This is a genomic window from Bradyrhizobium sp. IC4060, assembly GCF_020193715.1.
Taxonomy (GTDB): Bacteria; Pseudomonadota; Alphaproteobacteria; order Rhizobiales; family Xanthobacteraceae; genus Bradyrhizobium; species Bradyrhizobium yuanmingense.
In genome coordinates, this window is the sequence record NZ_JADYVJ010000001.1 from 841,832 (window position 1) to 864,812 (window position 22,981).

General features: G+C 66.2%; 2 protein-coding genes. Both read right to left on the reverse strand.

Annotated elements, in window-relative coordinates:
• Positions 1-2: 2 nt before the first annotated feature.
• On the reverse strand, positions 3-16,439 hold the full coding sequence (locus I6F16_RS04155) for a non-ribosomal peptide synthase/polyketide synthase (protein ID WP_225173452.1): 16,437 nt from the start codon (positions 16,437-16,439) through the stop codon (positions 3-5).
• A complete protein-coding gene (locus I6F16_RS04160; RefSeq protein ID WP_225112782.1) occupies positions 16,432-22,980 on the reverse strand; it encodes a non-ribosomal peptide synthetase in 6,549 nt (2,182 codons plus the stop codon). Before I6F16_RS04160 ends, I6F16_RS04155 begins: the two co-directional genes overlap by 8 nt.
• Position 22,981 lies beyond the last annotated feature (1 nt).

Genomic DNA, 22,981 nt, shown 5'->3' on the forward strand with positions numbered 1-22,981 from the left:
ACTTACTCCGCTGGCTCCGGGACCGTATCCTGCGCGATCGTCGACGCCTCCGCCGGCACGAGCAGACCGCAGATCTCACCGAGCAGGCCGGCATCCCTCAGGATCGTGAAATGGTTGTCGCCGACGAAGCCGCGATCGACCGCCTTCGGCAACTGCGATTCCAGCCGATCACGCTGTGCCAGACGGGTCGAGGTCCACCAGCAGAGCGGCGTGGCTTCCAGGCCCCGCGGCAGCGCTGTGTTCTGCGCCAGCCTGTTGAGGTGCCGTCCGACTGCGAATGCAGCGGACAAATCATCGGCGCCAAGCGAGGCGTCGTTCGCTCTCACGCTCCTGCTCTGCTCCACAACAGAGGCGACCAGATCGCGGATGCGCTCCGGCGTCTCCGGCAAATCAGCGCGTTTCGCCGCCTCGGCCTGCGCCTTGATGCGAGAGGCCGCAGCGCTCGGAAGAACCGCCGACAGCAATCCTGCGAGATCGTCGGCCCAGTGTGCCATCGACTCCTGCCGGTTCGATCCGTCCGGCTGCCGCGGCACGAAGCTGTCGACCAGCGCGAGACGATCGACGCGCTCACCGCCGCGTTCGAGCTCGGCCGCGACGAGACCGACCAGCAGTCCTCCCAAGGACCAGCCGACCAGGCTATAGGGACCGCGCGGCTGCATCCGCCGGATCTCGGCCGCGTAGTCCACGGCCATGGCTTCGAGGGAGGCGTCGGTCCACGAGGGATCGACCAGCATTCTCGATTGCAGCCCGATCAGCTGCCGGTGCCCTTCGAGGCGGCGCGCCAGCGGCCCGTAGTCGAACACTGTGCCGAAGCCCCCATGCACAGCGAAGACCGGGTTCACGCCGCGAACCGCGGCATTCAGCGGCAGCAGCGCCGATGGCGCGGGTGCGACGGCGGACGCCGCGGTGGCGCTGCCGGCGAGCAAGGCGCGGATCGTCGGCTTCTGAAGCAGATCGCGCAGCTTGATCTCGATCCCGAACGTCTTGTCCTGACGGACCCGCGCCACGACCTTGAGGCACAGGATTGAATTGCCGCCAAGCTCGAAGAAATTGTCGGTGACGACGACCTGCGGCACCTCCAGGATCTCGGACCACAGGCGCGCCATTGCAATCTCTGCCGGGGTTCGCGGGGGGACGAAGCTCCGCATCGAGGCATCGGGAGCCGGCAATGCACGCCGGTCGATCTTGCCGCTCGACAATGTCGGTAACCGCTCCAGCACCACGATCCGAGCCGGCACCATATAGGCCGGCAGGACGAGCTTCAGGAAACCGGTCAAGCGCTCGACCAGCGTCTCGGCCGCATCAGGCGCGGCGTCATCTGCCGCCTTCGGCGCGACATAGGCAATGAGCTGATTTCCGGCTGCACCCGGCACCGCCACCACCGCGGCCTGCGCGATTGCCTCGTGACGGAGCAGTGAGGTCTGGATCTCTCCGAGCTCGATCCGGAAACCGTTGACCTTGACCTGGTCATCGCTGCGGCCGAGATATTCGACGGTGCCGTCCTCGCGCCACCGCGCCAGATCGCCGGTGCGGTACAGCCGCGCTCCCGGGGCCGACGAGAATGGGTCAGGCACGAAGCGCTCTGCGGTCATACCGGCCTTGCCGTGATAGCACCGTGCCAGCCCAAAGCCGCCGAGATAAAGCTCGCCGGCGACGCCGGCGGGAATAATGTCGAGCGCGGCATCGAGAATGTAGGCACGGCGATCTCCGACCGGCACGCCGATCGGCGCGTAGGGCGTGTCGCATTCCGACGCGCCATCGACTTTCCAGACCAGCGGCGTGACGACGGTTTCGGTCGGACCATAACCATTGATCAGAATGCGTGGCTTGAGAACGCGCCTGACCTTGTCGAAGCCCGCCTTCGGCATCGCCTCGCCGCCGAACGAGTAGAGCTTGACCGGCGGTGGATTGCCGCTCTGCTCGACGCAATCGGCGACCTGCTGGAGGTAGGCCGGCGGCAATCCGATATGGCTGACGCGATGGGCGTGCAGGTTCTCGACGGTCTGTTCCGGCGTCCACAATTCGGCGTCACGCATCAACAGCCGTGCGCCACGCGACAGAACTGTGAGCCAGCGCTCATGGGCGCCGTCGAAGGCCAGCGAGAGGAAATGCAGCTCGCAGGAGCTCTCGTCGATCTCGTAGAGGCTGCCCGTGACGTGACAGTGCATCGCCAGCGGTCCGTGGGCGACAGCGACGCCCTTTGGCGTCCCCGTCGAGCCCGAGGTGTAGATCAAATAGGCAAGGTTTTCCGGATGCAGTTCGGGCTGCGGCGGATGGTCCGGTCCCGCGTCGAACTCGAACGAAGACAAGGAAATTCGCTCCATGCCGTCCGGGCTGCCCTCGATTTCGAGCGGACCCGTCAACAGGAACGCGATTGCGGCATCGCGCATGACGAACGCGCGCCGCTCCGAGGGCAGCTCGGGATCGAGTGGAACGTAGGCCCCACCCGCCTTGAGCACGGCCAGCAGCGCAATCATCGTGGCAGCAGTTCGCTCGACCACCACGCCGACGCGCTGCTCGGGCTTGAGCCCCCGGGCGATCAGGTGATGCGCCAGACGGTTGGCCCTGCGCTCGAGGTCTCCGAACGAGAGCACCGAGCTGCCGATTGTCAACGCCGTCCGCTCCGGGAGACGCCGCGCATGGCTGCTGATCGCCTCATGCACCAGCGGCAGCGGAGCGCTCGACGTCGCGTGCCGATTGCAACGATCTGCAAGAGCGGCATCGAGTTCCGTGACGGGATCGATGCTACCAAGCAAGGCCGCGGCATCCCGCGTCAGCTCCGCCAGCAAGTGCTCGAACTGCACCTTGATCTGGGTCGTCTGCACCGCGGTGAAATGGCTCGGCATATAGGTGTATTCGACCTGAAGCGTGTCTTCGACCAGCACCGAGAGGTCCATCGGATAGTTCGTCACGTCGACATTCTTCAGACCGCTGAACTGCAACCCGCCTGCACCGCGGTGCATGCTGCGTTCGATCGGATAATTCTCGAAGACGATGATGCTGTCGAACATGGTCTGACCGGCGCGGCCGGCCCAGCCCTGGATGTCATAGAGCGGCGTGTGCTCGTAGTCCCGGATCGCCGAATTGCGGTCCTGCAGCGCGCGGAGCCATTCACCGATCGGGCTTTCGGGCGGAATCGTATCGATCACGGGCAGCGTGTTGATGAAGAGCCCGAGCATCTGCTGCGATCCGTCGAGACCGGCCGGACGACCGGCCACGGTTACGCCGAATGTGACTGTGTTCTGGCCCGTATAGCGTTGCAGCAGCAGCGCCCACACGCCCTGGACGACGGTGTTCAGCGTGATCCGTTCGCGGCGCGCGAACGCCTTCAGCTCCGCGGTCGCGGCCTCTCCGAGACGCGTGTAACAGCGTTCGTGGCCGGATGCCTGATGGCGGCGCGCGCCGAAGGCGTCGGCGAGCTGCGTTGGCTGATCAAAGCTCCTGAGTTGTTCACGCCAGAAAGCTTCGGCAGCCTTGGCGTCCTGCGCCTGCAGCCAGGCGATATAGTCGCGGTAGCGCGTCGCGTTCGCGGCAGCAGCGCCGCCGTAATAGCACTCCAGGACTTCTCCGACGAACCTTGCCGAGCTCCAGCCGTCCATCAGGATGTGATGATAGGTCCAGATCAGCCGATACAGGTGGTCCTGGAGGCGCAACAGCCGCACCCGCTGGAGCGGCGGCCTCTGGAGATCGAACTCGGCGGCGCGCTCATCGGCAAGAGCCGCCGCAATTCTTTCATCACTGATCGCCTGCCCTCGCCAGTCCTCCTCTGCGAACGGCACGATGGCGTCGCGATAGACGGCTTGCAGCGGGGAGCCGGAGAGCTCACGCCAGAGGAAGCCGGTCCGCAGCATCTGATGACGCGCGCTCACCTCGCGCCACGCTGTGCCGAGCCGTTCCGGGTCGAGGCCCCGGATCTCGACACTGACCTGATTGACATAAACGCCGCTGCCAGCATCGCGCAGGCTGTGAAACAGCATGCCCTGCTGCATCGGCGACAGCGGATAGACGTCCTCGACGCGGCTCCAGTCCAGACCGAGCCGTTCGAGCTGCTCACTGGAGAGTCCCGCCAGCGAGCCACGCTCCGATGCGGGGTCTTCCTTATCGGGCTCGACATCTCGGGACGACGCACTCAGCAGCTCGATGGTTTGATGCCGGAACACGTCGCGCGGCTCGATGAGCACGCCTTCGCGCCGCGCGCGGCTCACCATCTGCAGCGAGATGATGGAATCACCACCGAGCTCGAAAAAATTATCGGTGACGTCGATGTTGGGCTGGCGCAGCAGATCGGCCCAGATCGCGGCCAATGTGACCTCCGCCGGCGTGCGCGGCGCCACATGCTGGGCGGACGCCGCGAGCTGATCCGGCGCCGGCAATGCCTTGCGGTCGATCTTGCCGTTCGGCGTCAGCGGCAGGCGCTCCAGCACCACGATCCGCGCCGGGACCATGTAGTCGGGCAGCACCGAGGACAGCGCCGTTTTGAGCGCCGTCCCATCCAGCGCTTCGCCACTGACATAGCCGACCAGCTGGCGGCCGGCGCCGGCCTCGCGCGCCACCACCACGGCCGCGCGGACACCATCCTGCGCCTGTAGCCGTGCCTCGATCTCGCCGAGCTCGATGCGGAAGCCGCGGATCTTCACCTGGTAATCGGCACGGCCGACATAATCGAGCACGCCGTCGGATCGCCACCGCGCCACATCGCCGGTGCGGTACAGTCGCGCCCCCGGCGGACCGAAGGGATCGGGAATGAAGCGCTCCGCCGTCAGGGCGCCGCGCTGCCAATAGCCGCGGGCGAGCCCGCTCCCGCCGATATAGAGCTCGCCGGCAACGCCGACCGGCGCGAGGTTGAGGTCACCGTCGAGAACGTAGAGCGTGGTGTTGCCGATCGGGCGGCCGAGCAGCGGACGATCGTCCGCCGCATCGAGCCGATGGCACGCCGACCACACCGTGGTCTCGGTCGGGCCGTACAGGTTCCAGACCTCGCCGGCCTGGGCCACCAGCCGCCGCGCCAGATCCGGCGGCAGCGCCTCGCCGCCGCACAGCACCCGGCAGCTCGCCGGCAGCGCAGGGCCGTCATGATCGAGCAGCATCCGCCAGGTCGACGGCGTTGCCTGGATCAGGGACACGCCATGCCGCTGCACGATCGCCTTGAGCTTGGCAGGATCATGCGCGGCCGCGCGATCCGCCAGCACGACGCAGGCGCCAATCGTCAGCGGCAGCCAGAGCTCAAGCACTGCGATGTCAAAGGACAGCGAGGTCAGGCCAAGCACCCGGTCGGCGGCCGTCATGCCGGGCTGCTCCGCCATGGTCGCGAGGAAGTTTGTCACGGCGTCGTGGCGAACCATCACGCCCTTGGGCAGACCGGTCGAGCCCGAAGTGTAGATCACATAGGCGAGGCTCTCGGCGTGAACGGCGACATCGAGATTGGCGGCATCGCTGCCCTCGCCGTCCTGTCCATCAACGAGCCAGGCCTCTGCGCCGGTCTCCGCCAGGATGGCTGCGAACTGATCGTGCAATCTCTCCTGCGTCAGCACCAGCGCCGCGCCGCTGTCGCGCAGCATATGCGCCAGCCGCTCCGGCGGGTAATCCGGATCGAGCGGCAAATAGGCCCCGCCGGCTTTCAGCGCCGCCAACAGCGCGACCAGCATCTCGACGCTGCGCTCGAGCGCCAGCCCGACCACGATCTCGGTCCCGACGCCGCGATCGCGCAATCGCCGCGCCAGCCGGTTGGCGCGTGCATTCAGCGCGGCATAGCTCAGCTCCGCCTCGCCGAACACCAGCGCGATCGCCTGCGGCGACTTCCGGACCTGTGCCTCGAACTGCGCAATGATCCCCTCGCGCGGTTCATCCCGGCGCGTATCGTTCGCCCGTGCAAGCAGGACGTCATCCGCGGCGTCGCGGGCTGCGATCATGCCGACCGGTCGATCGGCATCGATGGCCAGCGCCTCGATCAGCCGCACAAAGGTTCGCTGCAGCCGTGCGATCTGGGCCTCGTCGAAATATTTGCGCTGATAGTTGAAGACGAGGCGCAGGCGCTCATCGACGCCGATGCTGGCGAACAAAGGATAATTGCTGGTCTCGACGATCCGGGTTTCGCCGACCTGGATCTGCCGGTTCTGTCCGATTAGCGCGCGGTCGACCGGGTAATTCTCGAACACCAGGATGCTGTCGAATAGCGGCCGTCCGGGGCGCCCTGCCAGCCGCTGGATTTCATAGAGCGGCGTCGCGCCGAATTCGCGCAGGGCCAGATTGCGATCCTGCAACTCGTGCAGCCATGATCCAACGGTCTGCTGCGGGCTGACACCGTCGATGACCGGCAACGTGTTGATGAACAGGCCGACCATCTCTTCGGCGCCGGCGAGCTCCGGCGGTCTGCCCGAGACGGTGACACCGAAGCAGACCGTGCCCTGCCCGGTATGCTGTCGCAGCAACTGCGCCCATGCCGCCTGCACCAGCGTGTTCATCGTGATGCGCTCGCGCGCCGCGAATTCCTGCAACCGTCCGGTCATGGCAGGATCCAGCTCCAGCGCAAGCATGCCATGGCCGGACGTTTCCACGTCCCCCCCTTCGGCCAGGCTGCCTGCGAGGAAGCTCGGCTCGACCAGCCCAGCCGTCGCATTGCGCCAGAACGCCGCCGATGCGTCGCTGTCGCGGCTCTTCAGCCACGCGATGTAGTCGCGATAGCGGTGCCGTAACGGCGGCAGGCGCCCCTCGCCGTTATGTTGCATCACTTCGGCGATGAACCGCGCCGAGCTCCACCCATCGAGCAGAATGTGATGATGCGTCCAGATCAGCCAATGCCTGTCGTTGCCGAGCCGGATCAACCGAACGCGCTGCAAGGGCGGCCGCGACAGGTCAAAGCCGGCGGCCTGCTCCTGCCGCGAAACGTCGGCCAGCGCCGCATCCAGTTGCGCCTGGTCCCAGGTCGCACTCCGTGCCCGCCAGTCATCCTCGATAAAGGGCACTTCGGCCCGTCGATAGACGACCTGTTGCGGCGCGCCGGACAGGTCACGCCAAATAAATCCCGTCCGCAGCACCGCGTGACGATCGCTGGCTGCCTGCCAGGCGCGGCGCAGCTTTCCGGCGTCCAGCCCACGGATCTCCGCCGCGACCTGGTTGACGTAGAGCCCGCTCTCGCCGTCATGCATCGCATGGAACAACATGCCTTGCTGCATCGGCGACAATGGATAGATGTCCTCGATCTCGCGCCAATCAAGCGCAAGCCTGTCGAGTTCGGTCTGACCCAGCCCCGACAACGCCACGTCCGATGGTGTCAGGCCGCAAGCGCCGCCGGTGCAGTGATCGACCAGCTCGCGCAACGCAGCCTCGTACAACGCAGCCAACCGCTCGACCGTCTCGCGCCGATAGCGCTTGCGGCCGAACCCGAACGATAGAAACAACCGACCATCGCGCACCGTGCCGTTCACGGTCAGCCAGCGTCGCAGCGGGCTCGATGCATCCCGCGATCGGCCGGCGCTTTCCGCTGCCATCTTGAACAGCGCCGCCTCATCGCCTCCGTCGATCTGGCCGAGATAGTTGAACGCAATCTTCGGCTCGCCGGCATGCGATAGCGCCAAACGTTGTTCTTCGGAGCCAAGATAGCGCAATACGCCGTAGCCCAGTCCGCGGCCGGGAACGCCGCGAAGCTCCTCCTTCACGGTCTTGATCAATGACGAAGGAACTTCCGAGCCACCGGCCAACCGCACGGGAAAGGCCGTCGTAAACCAGCCGACCGTGCGCGAGAGATCGAGATCGCCAGCGAGAGGCTCGCGGCCATGCCCCTCCAGCTCGACGAGAACGTCGTCCTGCCCACTCCACTGCCAGACGGCGCGTGCAAGGCCGGCAAGAAGGAGATCATTGATCTGCGTACGATAAGCCGACGGCGCATCCGTCAGCAGGCGCCGCGTCCATTCACTTTCGAATGACAGCAGGACCTCATCGGCATCGGCGATGCGATCGTTGCCCGCGTGGTCCTCGTCGCAGGGAACGTCCGCGTTTGCACAGCGGCTGGTCCAGTAGGGTAACTCCGTCGCCAGTTCTGGCGAGGTCGCGTAAGCCCGCAAGCGCTGACCCCACAGCGCGTGAGCATGAGTCTTGGGCGGAAGCGCGGCCGCGGCGTCAACCTTCGCAAGCTGCCTGTAAGCGGACGCGACGTCCTCCAGCAGAATGCGCCATGACATCCCGTCGACCACGAGATGGTGGATAACGATCAGAAAACGCTGGCTGCCATCAGCGACATCGATGCCGACGGCCCGTAACAGCTCCCCGCCGGAGATCGACAGGCTTGCTTGCGCCGACGATGCCAGCGCCGTCACGGCATCGCGGCCGGCCGCCTGCCGGACCCAGAGCAGTTCCTCCGCGCCAACAGCAGCGCCGTGCTCGGCATACCAGCTTCCTTGCTTCTGCTCGAAGCGCAGGCGTAGCGCATCATGATGATCGACCACGGCGGCGAGCGCGCGCCGCATCACGTTCCAGTCGAGGCGCTCTCGCGGATGCAAGAGCACAGCCTGGTTCCAATGATCCCGATTCTCCATGTCCTCAGCAAAGAAGCGGGACTGAATCGGCAAGAGCGGATGCGGGCCGATGACCTGCCCCTGATCGGCGAGCGTCCCCGTGCGCTGCTCGGTCCGCGCCGCGCGCGCCAGAGCTTCGAGCGTCTGATGCTGGAATACGTCGCGGGGCTCGATCAGGTATCCGGCGCGCCGGGCGCGGCTCACCATCTGGAGCGAGATGATGGAATCGCCCCCGAGCTCGAAGAAATTGTCGGTGAGGCCGACGGCCGGCCGGCCGAGCAGCTCGGCCCAGATCGCCGCAAAAGCCATCTCCGCAGGCGTGCGTGGCGCCTGATGATCCGCATGGCATTGGGCCATGTCGGGCGCCGGCAGCGCCTGGCGATCAACCTTGCCGCTCGGCATCAAGGGCAGCCGCTCCAGCACGGCAATTCTCGGCGGCACCATGTAATCCGGCAGGACGGCCGACAGCGCTGTCCGCAGCGTAGCCTCTTCCAACTTCCCCATCCCGCTGACGTAGCCAACGAGCTGCCGGCCGGCCCCGACCTCTCGCGCCACCACGACCGCGGAGCGAACGCCGGACTGCTCGAGCAACCGGGCCTCGATCTCACCGAGCTCGATGCGGAAGCCGCGGATCTTGACCTGATGATCCGCGCGCCCGACATAGTCGATCGCGCCATCGGCGCGCCAACGCGCCAGATCTCCCGACCGATAGAGCCGCTCGCCTTCCTCCCCAAAGGGATCGGGAATGAAGCGCTCCGCCGTCAGCTTCTCGCGTCGCCAATAGCCCCGCGCCAAGCCCGCCCCGCCGATGAACAACTCGCCGGTGACGCCCGCCGGAACCATGTTCAGATCGGCGTCGAGGATGCGGATCGTCACGCCGGGAATGGGCTGGCCGATCGGCACGCTCGTCCCATCCTCGTCGCGACAAGTCCAATACGTGGCGTTGATGAGAGCCTCGGTCGGACCGTAGCGATTGTCGAATCGCACGTGGGGGAACGCCGCACGTACACGCGTCATGAGATCGAGCGACAGCGCCTCGCCGCCAGCAAACAGGCGCTTGATCGAGGTGCAGCGCGCCGCGCCGGGCTCGGCCACGAAATGCTCGAGCATCTGCGGCACGAAGTGCAGCGTCGTCACGTCATGGGCGATGACGGCGTCCACCAGGAGTCGCGGCTCGCGATGCGCGCCTGGAGGCGCGATCGCCAGCCGCGCGCCGGTTGCGAGCGGCCACAATATCTCCCAAACCGAGACGTCGAAGCTGAACGGGGTCTTGTGCAGCAAGGTCTCGGCAGGATCAAGACCATACTCCGCCTGCATCCAGCCGAGCCGTGCCGCGAGTGCGCGATGCGAGCAGGCTACGCCCTTGGGTACGCCGGTCGAGCCCGACGTGTACATCACATAGGCCAGACTGTCCGGATGAAGCACCGCTTCGGGGTTGCCCGCAGGCATCTCGATGTGGGCCTCGCCCTCGCCGTCGATCGTCCAGGCCTCGACGTCCGCATCCGTGATCACAGACGCCAGATGCGGAAGCAGCCGCTCCTGGGTCAGCACCAGCGCCGTTCCGCTGTCGCGCAGCATGTGGAGCAGGCGATCGGACGGGTAGTCGGGATCGAGCGGCAAATAGGCGCCTCCGGCCTTCAGCACGGCCAGGACGCCGACGATCAGCTCGACGCTGCGCTCGAGCGCCAAGCCGAGCAGCCGGTCGCGACCGATCCCGTGCTCCCGCAGCCGCCAGGCCAGGCGATTGGCACGTGCGTTCAGCTCGCCATAGCTGATCTGTCGTTCACCGAAGATCAACGCGATCGACGATGGCGAAGCCGCGGCCCGGGCTTCGATCTGCGCGACGATAGTGTCGCCAAGCTTCGGTGCCCGCTCGGCGCTGCCGCCCCAGCCGAGCAATCTCTGCTCCTCATCGGCATCGAGGCTGTCCAGCGCGCCCAGCGGCCGCGAGGCGTCCGCCACGATCCTGGCCAGCAGTTGCGACAGCGAGGCTTGCAGATATCTGATATGATCGTGGTCGAGGCGGCTGCGATCGTAGCGAAAGCCCAGATTGATGCCGTCGGGCTTGGCGAAGACCGCCACCGTCAGCGCATAGTTGGTGATCGAGACCTGCTCGACCCGGCCGAACCGGCGTCCGCTTTCGCTCTCGCCCCGCAGCGCCTGATCGATCGGATAGTTCTCGAACACGAGGATGTTGTCGAACAGCGCGCGTCCGGAACGGCCGGCAAGACGCTGGATTTCGTACAGCGGCATCCAGCCGTGATCGCGCAGATCCGTGTTGCGCGCCTGGAGATCGCGCAGCCACGCTCCGATCTCGGTTTGCGGGCTTGCCTGATCGACGACGGGCAGCGTGTTGATGAACAGGCCCACCATCTCCTCGGCCCCGCTGATCTCCGCCGGCCGGCCCGAGACCGTCGCACCGAAACAGACCGCGCTCTGGCCGGTGTGGCGGCGCAACAGCTGCGCCCAAGCGCCTTGCACCAGCGTGTTCAGCGTGACGCGCTCGCGCCGCGCAAAGGCTTGCAGGCTTGCCGTCAGGTCGGCCGTGAGCAGCAGGTCCGACGAGCCATGGCCGGAAGCACCGTTGGCCGCAGGTCCTCCCAGCGTGTCCGCTAGGAAGCTGGGCTCGTCCAATTCGGCCAAGGCCGATCGCCAGAACGACGCGGACGCGTCGCGGTCCTGCCTTTGCAGCCACGCGATGTAGTCGCGGTAGCGGCCCTTCACGGCCGATAGTCGCGCACCGCGTTCGTGCTGCAGGATCTCGGCCATGAGACGCGCGGCGCTCCAGCCGTCGAGCAGGATATGGTGATGGGTCCAGATCAGCCAGTGGCGTGCCTCGTCGAGCCGGATCAGCCGGACCCGCTGCAATGGCGCCTGAGACAGATCGAATGCCCTGGTACGTTCGGCTTGCGCAATACCCGCGAGCGCAACCCGCAGCTCCTCCTCTTCCATGGCGGCCGCCCGCGAGCGCCAGTCTTCTTCCTCGAATGGCAAAGGCGCAGAGCGATAGACCACCTGCTGCGCGGCCCCCGACAGCTCGCGCCACGCAAATCCGGTTCGCAACACGGCGTGGCGCGAGCTGATCTCGTGCCAGGCTGCGCGCAGCCTGCCGGCCTCGAGACCACGGACCTCCAGGCCGATCTGGTTGACGTAATTGCCGCTCTCGCCATCACGAAGGGCATGGAACAGCATGCCCTGCTGCATGGGCGACAGCGGATAGATGTCCTCGATCTCGCGGCAGTCGATCGTCGCGACCAGCGCGTCGAGATCAGCCTGTTTGAGGTTCGACAAGGCGAAGTCCGACGGCGTGATGCCGCGGGCGCCGCCCGTGCAATGCGCGACGAGTTCGCGCAAGGAAGCCGCGTAATGCTCGGCGAGACGTTCGATCGTTGCGCGCCGGTAACGCCTGCGGCCATAGCTGAACGACAGGCGCAACTGTCCTTCGCCGACCTGACCGTTGATGCTGACCCAGCGGCCGAGTGGCGCGCTTTCGCTGCGCATCGGCCCCGAGCTCTCGGGCGCGAGGCGGAACGGGGCACTCTCTCCCATGCTGGAATCGAACTGGCCGAGATAGTTGAAGACGATGCGCGGCTCAGGGCGTGTCGCCAGGGCGCTCCGCTGCGCCTCGGTGCCGAGATGGCGCAGGATGCCGTACCCCAGCCCGCGGTTGGGAACGGCCCGAAGCTCCTCCTTGATGGATTTGATCAGAGAGGCATCTTCCTCGGAGCTACCCGACAGCCGCACCGGAAAAGCAGTGGTGAACCAGCCGATGGTGCGGGACACATCGGCGCCCGCAAAGACGTCCTCGCGGCCATGGCCTTCGAGCTCGACGACGACGTCCTCGATCCCGCCCCAGCGCGACACGGCTCGCGCAAGTGCCGCCAGCAGGAGATCATTGACCTGGGTGCGGTAGGCGGACGGGGCTTCCTTCAGCAGCCGCGTGGTCAATCCGGCGTCGAACGCCAGCAGGACCTCCTCGCCGTCTGCAACCCGGTCGACCCCGCCATGATCGTCATCGCAGGGAAACGCCGCATGCGATCCCCGCTCCAGCCAATAGTCGAGCTCGGCTGCCAGCTCGTCGGTTGCAGCATAGGCCTGCAATCGCGCGCCCCAGGATGCATAAGAGTCGCTCCTCGCCAGTGCGACTGAAGCCGCGCCCTGGCGGAGCTGATCGTACGCCGTCGCAAAGTCTTCGAGCAGCACACGCCATGACACGCCGTCGATGACGAGATGATGCACCACCACCAGAAGCCGCTGGCTGCCGTCCGCGAGATCCATGCCGACCACACGCAACGGCGGCCCGGCCAGCGACAGGCTGGCCTGAGCTTGTGAGGCGACCTTCGTGACTGCGGCGGCATCCTGGAGGTCACCAAGAATCCACAGCAGCTCGGACGTTGGCGGTGTAGCGCCGTAGGTCGCGCGCCAACCGCCATCAATCTCCTCGAAACGCAGGCGCAGGGCCGCATGATGCGCGACAAGAGCGGCAAGCGTGAGCTCGACGAGCTTCCAGTCGAGCCGCGACTTCGGCATCAGCAGGACGGCCTGATTCCAGTGATGACGGTCCCCTGCATCCTCACTGAGGAACCGCAACTGGATCGGCAGCAGCAGGTGCTCGCGGCCGTCGAGATCGATCTCAGCGGCGACGATCTCCGCTTTGTCTTCACTCCGCGCCACGCGCGCCAGATCCTGCAAGGTCTGATGCCGGAAGACGTCACGCGGCTCGATCAGCCAGCCCGCCTGGCGCGCGCGACCGACCAGCTGCAGCGAGATGATGGAATCGCCGCCGAGCTCGAAGAAATTGTCGGTGGCGCCGATGGCGGGCTGGCCGAGCAGCTCGGCCCAGATCGCAGCGAGCACCGTCTCGGCTGCGGAGCGCGGCGCGACATGCGCGGTGGTTGCGGCCGGCATCTCAGGCGCCGGCAGGGCGTCGCGATCAACCTTGCCGTGCGCGGTGAGCGGCAGCCGGTCCAATCGCACGATGCGGGCCGGCACCATGTAGTCGGGCAGCTCATCCGAGAGCGCCGCACGCATCGCCGCTTCGTCGAACGGCCCATCGCCGGCGACATAGCCGACCAGCTGACGGCTGACGCTGGCTTCAAGGGCAACGACCACGGCCGACCGCACGCCGGCCTGCCGCATCAGCCATGCCTCGATCTCGCCGAGCTCGATCCGGAAGCCGCGGATCTTCACCTGATGATCGGTCCGGCCCACATATTCGATGACGCCATCGGCGCGCCACCGCGCCAGATCGCCGGTGCGATACAGCCGCGCGCTCGGCGCGCCAAACGGATCAGGGACGAAGCGGTCGGCCGTCAACTCGGCGCGCTGCCAGTAACCGCGCGCCAAGCCCTCGCCGCCGATGAACAGTTCACCGGTCACGCCGACCGGGACGATGTTGAAATCATTGTCCAGGATGTAGGCCGAGCGGCGGCCCACCGGGCGACCGATCGGGGCATAGTTGCCGTCGATCTCCTCGCTCGCATCGACCTTCCAGACCAGCGGCGTGACCACGGTTTCGGTCGGCCCGTAGCCGTTGATCAATGCCCGCGGCTTGAGCGCGCGCTTGACCTTGTCGAAGCCGGCCTTTGGCATCGCCTCGCCGCCGAACGAGTACAGCTCGACTGGCGGCGGATCGCCACGCCACATCGCGAAATCAGCGAGCTGTTGCAGGTAGGCGGGCGGGAATCCGGCATTGGTGACGCGCTGCCGGCGCAGAACCTCGATAGTCTGTTCGGCGGACCACAGGTCCGCATCCCGCATCACGAGCGCCGCGCCGCAGGTCAGTGCGGTCCAGAGCCGCTCATGGGCGCCATCGAAGGTGAAGGACAGGAAGTGCAGCTCGCGCGAGTGCCGATCCATGTCGTAGAGCCCGGCCGTCACCTCGCAGTGCATGGCGAACGGACCGTGTTCGACCGCGACGCCCTTGGGGATGCCGGTGGAGCCGGAGGTGTAGATCACATAGGCAAGGCTGGTTGGCACCACCGCGATCTCGGGATCGCTTTCGCTCTCCTTGGCGAGATCGATCGCACCGAGCGGAACGACCACAACGCCAGCTGGCGGCGGCGTTAACGCCGAACTATCTGCGTCGACCAGCACGACGCGCGCGCCGGCATCGCGCAGGGTGCCGACCTGTCGTCTGGCCGGATGCTCGGGATCGAGCGGCAGATAGGCTGCACCCGTCTTCAAGATGGCGAGCAGCGCTGTAATGAGGCCTGGCGAACGCCGTGCCGAGACACCGACAAGGTCGTCGCGCCCGACACCGAGGCGGATCAGGTGGTGCGCGAGCCGATTGGCGCGGCGGTTGAGCTCGGCATAGCTGATTTCATCGTCACCGAAGACCAGCGCCGGCGCGTCGGGCGTTTCGGCGGCCAGCCGTGCAACCGTCCGATGCACCGGTGTGAACGATGAGCTTGCCGTTTCGTCGGCGCGATTCCATTGCCGCAACTGCCCCAGTTCCTGTTCGGACAGCAACGCCACATCGGCGATCCCTTGCGCGTCGTCGGCGACCATGGCCTTCAGGGTCGTGGTCCAATGCGCGGCAAGACGCTCGATCGTCGCCGCCTCGAACAGCGCCGCCGCATAGGTAAAGACGGCGCGGATTTCGCCTGACAGCCCCTCCTCGGTATCGAGCGCGAGGTCGAACTTGACGGCATCGACCTCCGTATCGATCGTCTCGATCTGGAGGCCGGTCCCATTGGGCGGATTGCTGGAGACCCGACGGCGCTGGTGATTGTAGAGGACCTGGAACAGTGGATTCTGACTCAGGCTGCGCGTGGGCTGAAGGATTTCGAGCAGACGTTCGAACGGCAGGTCCTGGTTTTCCTGTGCCTCGACAGTGGCCGCATGAACCGCCGCAATGAAGTCCCTGATCGCCGCGCGGCCGTCGATCTGCGTGCGAAGCACCTGGGTATTGACGAACAGACCGATCACGCCGCGCGCTTCGCCGCGATGCCTGTTGGCGACGGGCACGCCGATGTTGATGTCGGACTGCCCGGTGTAGCGATAGAGCAGCAGCTTGAAGCTCGCCAGCAGGACGGCGAACAGGGTCGTACGATGCCGCCGCGCGAGCGCGCGCAAGCCATCGGCTAGCGCCCGGTCGAGCGGGATGCGAAGTGCCGATCCCGCCAGATCCGGGACCGCCGGGCGCGGCCGGTCGATCGGCAGCTGGAGCACCGCCGGATCGGCGAGACGTCTGGTCCAGTAGCCGACCTGCCGTTCGCCATCGACCGCACTCATCCAGAGCCGCTGCCATTCGGCGTAGTCGGCATAGTCAATCTCCGGCTCCGGCAGCGCCGGTTCTTCACCGCAAGCGAATGCCGCGTACAGTTTCCAGAACTCATCAACCAGCACGCCCATCGACCAGCCGTCGGCCACGATATGGTGCAGGCTGACGACGAGGAAGTGATCGCCCTCGTCCAGCGTCAGCAGCGTCGCGCGCATAAGCGGGCCGGCCTCGAGATCGAACGGCAGCGAAGCCTCCTGCCGCGCAAGCTCGCGCGCCTGCCGTTCGCGGTCGTCGCCATCGAGGGCCAGGTGCCGCAATGCGGCCGGCTGCGGAACCTGGATGACTTGTTCGGCCTGCTCCCCTTCCTGCCGAAAGACGGTGCGAAGCGCGCTGTGGCGGGCGACAAGCATATCGAACGCCTGTTGCAATGCGCGTGGTTGCAGCTGGCCGCGCACGCGCACCGTCGCTGATATGTTGTAGGCCGCGCTGGACGGATCCATCCGCCACAGGAACCAGAGGCGCGCTTGCGCAAAGGACAGCGGCGCCCGCTTTCGCCCCTGGCGCACGATCGGCAGCATGGCGAGGTTGACGCCCTTCGCCGCGAGCTGCGACACGAACGCGTGCTGCTTGCCGGAATCGAGACGCATCAAGCGCCGTGAAATGTCGCGCAGCTGCTGCTTTTGCGTGGTTGCCGTGTCACTCATGGGACAGTTCGACTTCCTTCAACAGGTCGAGCATCGCTACGATGTCGTCGCTTCGCTTGTCGATCTCGCTCTCCAGGCCCAGCGCAGCAGCCATGGTTTCAACGGTCGTCAATTCAAACAGACGATTGAGCGGCAGGTCGTGGCCGAGATCCCGCTTGATGCGGCTGACGAGCTGGACCGCGATCAAGGAATCGCCGCCGAGCTCGAAGAAATTGTCGGTGACACCGATATTGGGCTGGCGCAGCAGATCGGCCCAGATCGCGGCCAATGCGGCCTCCGCCGGCGTGCGCGGCGCGATGCGTTCTGACTCCGCGAGCTGATCCGGCGCCGGCAATGCCTTGCGGTCGATCTTGCCATTCGGCGTCAGCGGCAGACGCTCCAGCACCACGATCCGCGCCGGGACCATGTAGTCGGGCAGCACCGGGGACAGCGCCGTTTTGAGCGCCGCCCCATCCAGCGCTTCGCCGCTGACATAGCCGACCAGCTGGCGGCCGGTGCCGGCCTCGCGCGCCACCACCACGGCCGCGCGGACGCCCGGCTGCGCCTGCAGCCGCGCCTCGATCTCGCCGAGCTCGATGCGGAAGCCGCGGATCTTCACCTGGTAATCGGCACGGCCGACATAATCGAGCACGCCGTCGGATCGCCACCGCGCGACGTCGCCGGTACGGTACAGCCGTGCGCCCGGCAGACCGAACGAATCGGGGATGAAGCGTTCCGCCGTCAGGGCGCCGCGCTGCCAATAGCCGCGGGCGAGCCCGCTCCCGCCGATATAGAGCTCGCCGGCGACGCCGACCGGCGCGAGGTTGAGGTCACCGTCGAGAACGTAAAGCGTGGTGTTGCCGATCGGGCGGCCGAGCAGCGGACGAGCGTCCATCGCATCGAGCCGATGGCGCGCCGACCACACCGTGGTCTCGGTCGGACCGTACAGGTTCCAGACTTCGCCGGCTTGCGCCACCAGCCGCCGCGCCAGATCCGGCGGCAGCGCCTCGCCGCCGCACAGCACCCGGCAGCTCGCCGGCAGCGCAGGGCCGTCATGATCGAGCAGCATGCGCCAGGTCGACGGCGTTGCCTGGATCAGGGAGACGCCATGCCGCTCCACGATCGCCTTGAGCTTGGCAGGATCATGCGCGGCCGCGCGATCCGCCAGCACCACGCAGGCGCCGATCGTCAGCGGCAGCCAGAGCTCAAGCACTGCGATGTCAAAGGACAGCGAGGTCAGGCCAAGCACCCGGTCGGCGGCCGTCATGCCGGGCTGCTCCGCCATGGTCGCCAGGAAATTGGTCACGGCATCATGGCGAACCATCACGCCCTTGGGCAGACCGGTCGAGCCCGACGTGTAGATCACATAGGCGAGGCTCTCGCCGTGAACGGCAACATCGAGATTGCCGGCATCGCCGCCCTCGCCGTCCTGTCCATCAACGAACCAGGCCTCTGCGCCGGTCTCCGCCAGGATGGCTGCGAACTGATCGTGCAATCTCTCCTGCGTCAGCACCAGCGCCGCGCCGCTGTCGCCCAGCATGTGCGCCAGCCGCTCCGGCGGGTAATCCGGATCGAGCGGCAAATAGGCCCCGCCGGCCTTCAGCACCGCCAACAGCGCGACCAGCATCCCGACGCCGCGGTCGAGCGCCAGCCCGACCACGATTTCGGTCCCGACGCCGTGATCCCGCAATCGCCGCGCCAGCCGGTTGGCGCGTGCATTCAGCGCAGCATAGCTCAGCTCCGCCTCGCCGAACACCAGCGCGATCGCCTGCGGCGACTTCCGGACTTGCGCCTCGAACTGCGTGACGAATGATCGGACTTGCGGATCATGCGCCTGCGCGCCATTCCACACCTCCAGCAAAACCCGACGCTCCTCGAGGGGCAAAATGTCGAGCTGCCGGACCGGCGCACGCGGCGCATGCTCCAGCGCATCGGCCAATTGGTCGAGCGCTCGCTGCATCAAGGCGCAGATGCGATCAGCCGAGAATGGCCGGACGATCTGGGCGGTCAGGCCCAGCGCCTGACCATAATCCTCGACGGCCAGCATCAGGGGATAATTGGTGCGTTCCTCGCCCCCGAGCCATTCGATGCCGGTGCTCTCCCTGTTGGCAGCCAGATCCGCCGGCATTGCATTGTGCCGATAGTTCAGGACCGCGCTGAACAGAGGCGCAGGTGCCGTGACGCCGCTGCATCGCTGCGCGAGCGCCAGAGAGGCGTGCTCATGTGCCATCAGTTCGGTCAGCCGGCGATGCGCATCACGAACGCTGTCCTCGACCGCAGCGTCACCAAGATCCAGCCGCAACGGCAAGGTGTTGATGAACAAGCCCATGGTGCGATCGCCGCCCGCGCCGGCGTGCATGCGGCCGAACAGGACGGTCCCGAACACCACGTGCTCGCGCCCGCTGGTTCGCGCCACCACCTGCCCCCAGGCGAGATGGCAAAGGCTGGCGAGGCTGACGCCCAACCGCCGCGCCTGCACACGAAGCCTTGCGTTCAACCCTTCAGGCAGCATTCGCCGGGCTTCCACGACGCCACCGCCGTCGCCGTGCACCCGGTCCAGTCCAAACGGTGTGGTCGGCTCGTCGATGTCGGCGAGCATGCCGCGGAAGAAACGCTCATGCTCCACGGTCGCCGCCGATCCGCGCGCCTGTGCCACCAGATTCCGGAACGGATTAGGCGGCGGCAATTCGTGGCTCCGCCCGGACAGGATCTTCCCGACCTCGTCGTGCATCACTTCGAGCGTGGAGTGGTCGCCAATCAAATGATGCAGCAGGACCAAAAGCAGCCAGCGCTCTCCACCCGGATCGGCCGCGACCGCAAATCGCAGAAGCGGCGGTTGTCCGAGATCGATCCGATGGAAGCGCGGATCGAATCGTCGCGCGAGCTCTTCCTCGGCAGGGCCTTCGCCGACCAGCACGACCTCGCTGACGACCAAGGGCGCCTGCCGCCAAACCACCTGTGCCGGCGTGGACAGGCCGCTCCACACGATAGACGTTCGCAGAATGTCGTGACGGGCGACCACCTGCCGGACCGCGTCGAGATAGCGATCGAGCAGGTCGCGGCTGGCAAATGCCATTCGGCCGACCAGCAGATAGGGATCGCCTTCCTTCGACAGCAGGTGGTGGAAGAGAATGCCATCCTGAAGTGGCGAGAGGCCGTAGACATCCTGGATGTTGGCGACGCCGCCAGGAACGTCGGCCACGATGCTGTCGATGTCGGATTGCGTCAACGTGATCAGCGGCAACAATTCCGGTGTGATCGCCGTCGTCTGCCGGGTGATCTGATTGACCGGAACGTCGGCTTCTACGCCGCCATCGAGGCTGGCGGCAAATTCCGCCAGCACCGGCTTCGCGAACAGCATGCGCGCATCCGCCCTCAGCGCATGCCGCTGCAATCGCTCCAGCATGCGCACTGCGAGCAGCGAGTGGCCGCCGAGCTCGAAGAAGTGGTCACTGCGTCCGATCCGATCGACGCCCAAGAGCTCGGCCCAGATATTTGCGACAATCTGCTCGACCTCGCCTCGCGGCGGTTCGAAACGGCGCCGCGCATATGCATCGTTCTCCGGCGCCGGCAGCGCCTTGCGGTCCACCTTGCCATTCGGCGTGAGCGGGAGTGCATCGAGACTTACGAACGCTGACGGCACCATGTAGTCCGGCAGACACGCACGCAGGTGATCGCGCAACGCGCTGGCAAGCTCTCCGCCATCGCGCCTTACGCCCCCCCTAGCGGCCACATAGGCGACCAGCCGCATGTCGCCGCCATGATTGCGCTGCACCAGCACGATTGAATCGGCAACGTCGGCGTGCTCGTTGAGCCGAAACTCGATCTCACCGAGCTCGATGCGAAAGCCGCGGATCTTGACCTGGTAGTCGTTGCGGCCGAGAAACACAATGTTGCCGTCCGGGAGATAGCGGCCGAGATCGCCGGTGCGGTACATGCGCGCATCCGCATCGCCGCGGAAGGGATCGCGCACGAAGCGCTCTGCCGTCAGATCGGCGCGATTGAGATAACCGCGCGCGACTCCGACCCCGCCGATGTAGATTTCGCCGACGGCACCGAGCGGAACGGGCGCACCGAACCGGTCCAGGAGATAGATCCGCGCATTCGGCAGCGGACGACCGATCGGAGCCGCGTCGTCGTCAAAGTCCCGATGCCGCAACCAGCTCGTTGCGCAGACCGTTGCTTCCGTCGGCCCGTAACCGTTGAAGGCGGCGATGTCAGCAGGCAATCCCTTGACCAGCTCGGCCTTGGGCAATTCACCGGCAAGAACGAGGACCCGCAACGAGGCGAGCCGTTCGAGATCGGTCCGCCCCTGCAGCATCGCCGGCGGCAGGGTCGCATGCGTGATCGCATTGTCCGCGAGATAGCCGAACAATGCCGCGGTGTCCTGATGCTCGCGCGTGCCGGCCAGAAACAGCGCGGCGCCCGAGCACAGGGCCATGACGATTTCCCAGATGCTGGCATCGAAACTGAGCGAGGCAAACTGCACGACGCGACTGCTCGAATTGATGTTGAACAATGCCCGCTGCGCCAACGCCAAATTCACCAGGCCACGGTGCTCGACCATCACCCCCTTCGGCCGACCGGTCGAGCCGGACGTGTAGATGATGTAGGCGAGGCTTCGCGCAGTCAGGCCTTCGAGGAGAACACTCGGATCCGACGTCGCCAGCCCTGCGTCTACGTCGGGGTCGACCATCTCGCAGGTCCCATCTGGAATGATCGCGCGTCCTGTGGCGTCTGCGATCAGCAGGCGCGGCCTGGCATCGTCGACAATCTGACGTAGCCGCTCCGCAGGATAAGCGGGATCGAGCGGCAGATAGGCGCCGCCCGCCTTCAGCACGGCCAGCAGGCTCACCACCATTGCGATGCCCCGCGGCAGGCAGATCGCAACGGGCTGATCCGGCACCACTCCCAACGTGATCAAGTGCCGCGCAAGCCTGTTCGCCCGCGCATCGAGCTCGCTATAGCTCAGACGAACGTCCTCGTATGCCAGCGCAATGGCGTCCGGCGCCCTTCTCACCTGCTCCGCAAACAGATCTTGAATGCAGCTTTCGGAGGGAAACGGCGTGGCCGTCTCGTTCCAAGTGTCGAGAACGCGCCTGCGCTCATCGGCACCAATGATATCGATCCGGTCGACCTCCTGGTCCGCATCGGAGATCATCGCCCGCAGCACGGTCAACAGATAGCCCCGATGGCGCGTGATCGTCGCTTCGTCGAATAGCGACGTCGCATAATTCAGGGAGCCGACAATGCGCCCGTCCATCTCGCCGAGATTGAGCTCGAGATCGAACTTGACCTGTTGCAGCGGAATATCAGCGACCTCGGCTTTGAGGCCGGGCAACTCGAGAGGCCCCCTCTCGTTGTTTTGCCAGGCGAACACGGCCTGGAAGACCGGTGTCTGCTCCGGCCGTCGCAGCGGTTGGACGATCTCGACGACCTGCTCGAACGGTAGGTCCTGATGATCCTGCGCCGCGAGCGCCGCCGCGCGCACGCGGCGGAGCAGTTCGGCCACGCTGGGCTCCGCCGAGAGATCAACGCGGAGAGCCAGCATGTTGACGAAGAATCCGATCAGGCCCTCGATCTCCGGCCTATTTCGGTTGGCCGTCGGAGTCCCGATGACGATATCGGTCTGCGAGGAGAGTCTCGACAACACCACTGCCCAGGCCGCCAGCACCGTCATGAAAGCACTGGCGCCATGCGACTGACTCAGTCGCCTGATGCCGGAGGCCAGCTCCACATCGATCTCGATCGGCAGGGACGCCCCGGCGAGCGACCTGATTGGCGGACGCGGCCGATCCGTCGGCAATTCAAGCACGGCAGGAGCGTCCGCGAGTGCTTCTCGCCAATAGTCGACCTGCCGCTGCAAGCGTTCGCCCGACAGCCATTGCCGCTGCCAGACGGCATAGTCCGGATACTGGATTGCCAATGGCGGCAGAGGATCGTCCTTGCCGGCGGCGAATGCCCGGTAGAGAGCGCCGAGCTCGCGCATGAGCACGCCGATCGACCAGCCATCGGAGACGATGTGATGCTGGGTGAGCAAGAAGAGATGCTCTCCCTCCGCCATCCGGATCAGGCGACCGCGGACCAACGGTCCTGCGGCGAGATCGAACGGCGTCGCGGCCTCCTCGCGGCAGAGGCGCGCCAGCTCCTGCTCGCGATCGTCCCGGCTACTCAGATCATGCTCGAGCAGCGGCACACGCGCATCCGTGGGCAGCAGCACCACGCGCGGCTGTTCGTCCACTACGCGAAAGACGCTGCGCAGGGCTTCGTGGCGCGCGAACACACGGTCGATGCTGCGACGCAAGGCTTCGAGATCGAGCTCGCCCGTAAGCCGCAATGCTCCGCGAATGTGATAGCTGGAATTCGTACCATCGAGCTGCGTCAGCAGCCAGAGCCGCTGCTGCGCAAAGGACATTTCCAACGATCCGCTCCGCGCCACCACCGGAATGGCACTGGCGCCACTCCTGTCGGCACTCCGGCCGCGATCCCTGGCCAGCGCGACGAGCTTTCTCATCTGCTGGGGATCCAGATCGCGTAAGCTCGGCTTTGCCGTGTCAGCCATG

Bases quoted from the DNA above. Each gene is read 5' to 3' on its own strand.
- I6F16_RS04155 (WP_225173452.1), bottom strand. From the start codon at position 16,439: ATGAGTGACACGGCAACCACGCAAAAGCAGCAGCTGCGCGACATTTCA.
- I6F16_RS04160 (WP_225112782.1), bottom strand. From the start codon at position 22,980: ATGGCTGACACGGCAAAGCCGAGCTTACGCGATCTGGATCCCCAGCAG.